Below are 1,529 nucleotides of genomic sequence, written 5' to 3' on the forward strand. Positions count from 1 at the left end.
TTGAAGTTTGCGTTGTTTAGGGCATCTTCGGTGGTTGGGTAAGGCATACGAACAGGTATTAGATTCTGATTCAAACTTGCCGAAATAGTTTTAAGTTTCGGGAAACCTGTGCGGCGGTATTCGTTCCAGCCCTCGTATCCGTTGATGACGTTGGCAATCCATTTTTGTGTAATTATCTGCTCAATTGGGTTGGCGTTTGCCACTTTGTATCCCGCTGGACCAGTTTTTAAGTAATTTTCTGGCAAAATCGAATACCAATAATCGAAGGCTTGTTTTACGCCTGTTTCGTAGAAAGTCTTGGCATCGGCACTGATGAAGCCTTTTTCGGCAGCTTCTGCCAGCAAGAAATTCATTTCAAAACTTGTCAAGAAATTGGCCTTCAAACGACCTGCATCTTCTCTGAAAATTCTTCCTGAAAAAGAATAGTTTCCGACCGAGATAGAAAGTTTTGAAGCATCTGGCCCATTTAATAAGCCTTTATAAACATTGGCGTTATTGGCCGTTGGGCGGAATAACACTTGCTTACGTGGGTCGTCGAGTTTGGTCAGAATTTCGTCCATTGTCTCCGACATGATGAACAAATTGAAGTCACCGATACGAGCTGTTGCCATTCTAAAATTATTGGGTTGCGAAGCCGTAAAGGCATACACCGCATTTTGAGTAGCGTCTTTGATATAGTCTCCGCCAGCAAAAATTTGTTTCAACTGCTCTGCCACATTTTCTTTGCCTGATGCACGCATCAAATATTTGAATTTCAACGAATTAGCAAATCTTCTCCATTTAGTCAAGTCACCGTTGAAAATAATATCTCCTTGCAAGCGTGTTGCTCCTTTATAATTCGTAATAGCCGTAATGGCTGAATTTAGGTTATCAATGATTCCATCTTTTCCTAAATAAATATCTCTTTGAGCATCGTATTTTGGCGTTACGTTTCCACTTTTTCCTTTCAAGGCTTCTGAGTAAGGCACATCGCCATAAAGGTCGGTCAGAACTCCCGTCAAGTAAGCCTTATAAATCAAAGCTGGGCCTTCATAGACACCAAAAGCGGCATTTGCTCTTGATTTTGCCAGTAAAATCTCATTATCACGCAGGTTTTCGTACAAAAACGGCCACGGATTTCCGCCGTATTGAGGTTCGGTTAGGCTATGGCGGTCGAATAAATTAAAGTCGATGGCCGTGAACTGTTGTCCTAATAAATTTCCCGCCACAAAGCCTTCGTACGACATTTGGTCGGCAAAGTCGAACAGCACTTTACGAAGCAAAAGCTCAGGCTGAACATCAACTGGGGCAGTTGGATTAATGTTAAGTTTCTCGAAATCTTGCGTACAGCTCAAACTGCTCACAAACAAGATAGCAATGATATATTTATTAAATTTCTTCATGTCTTTAATGATTTGAAAACCTTAGAATGTAATGCCCAATTTCACACCAAAACTACGGGTAGTTGGGTAGCTCATGTCTTCTACACCCGACATCAATTTTTGTCCTTGAAAACCAAACTGCTCAGGGTCGAAGTGCGGTATTTTGCT

1 protein-coding gene is annotated in these 1,529 nt (G+C 41.5%); it reads right to left on the reverse strand.

Features of this window, described 5'->3' with window-relative positions; all coding sequences use genetic code 11:
• Positions 1-1,382 (reverse strand): SusD/RagB family nutrient-binding outer membrane lipoprotein (locus ACOVO2_RS22380; RefSeq protein WP_421772105.1); only part of this gene is annotated, 1,382 nt, incomplete at its 3' end.
• Between the last annotated feature and the right edge of the window lie 147 nt (positions 1,383-1,529).

This window comes from Emticicia sp. (assembly GCF_049241225.1).
Taxonomy (GTDB): domain Bacteria; phylum Bacteroidota; class Bacteroidia; order Cytophagales; family Spirosomataceae; genus Emticicia.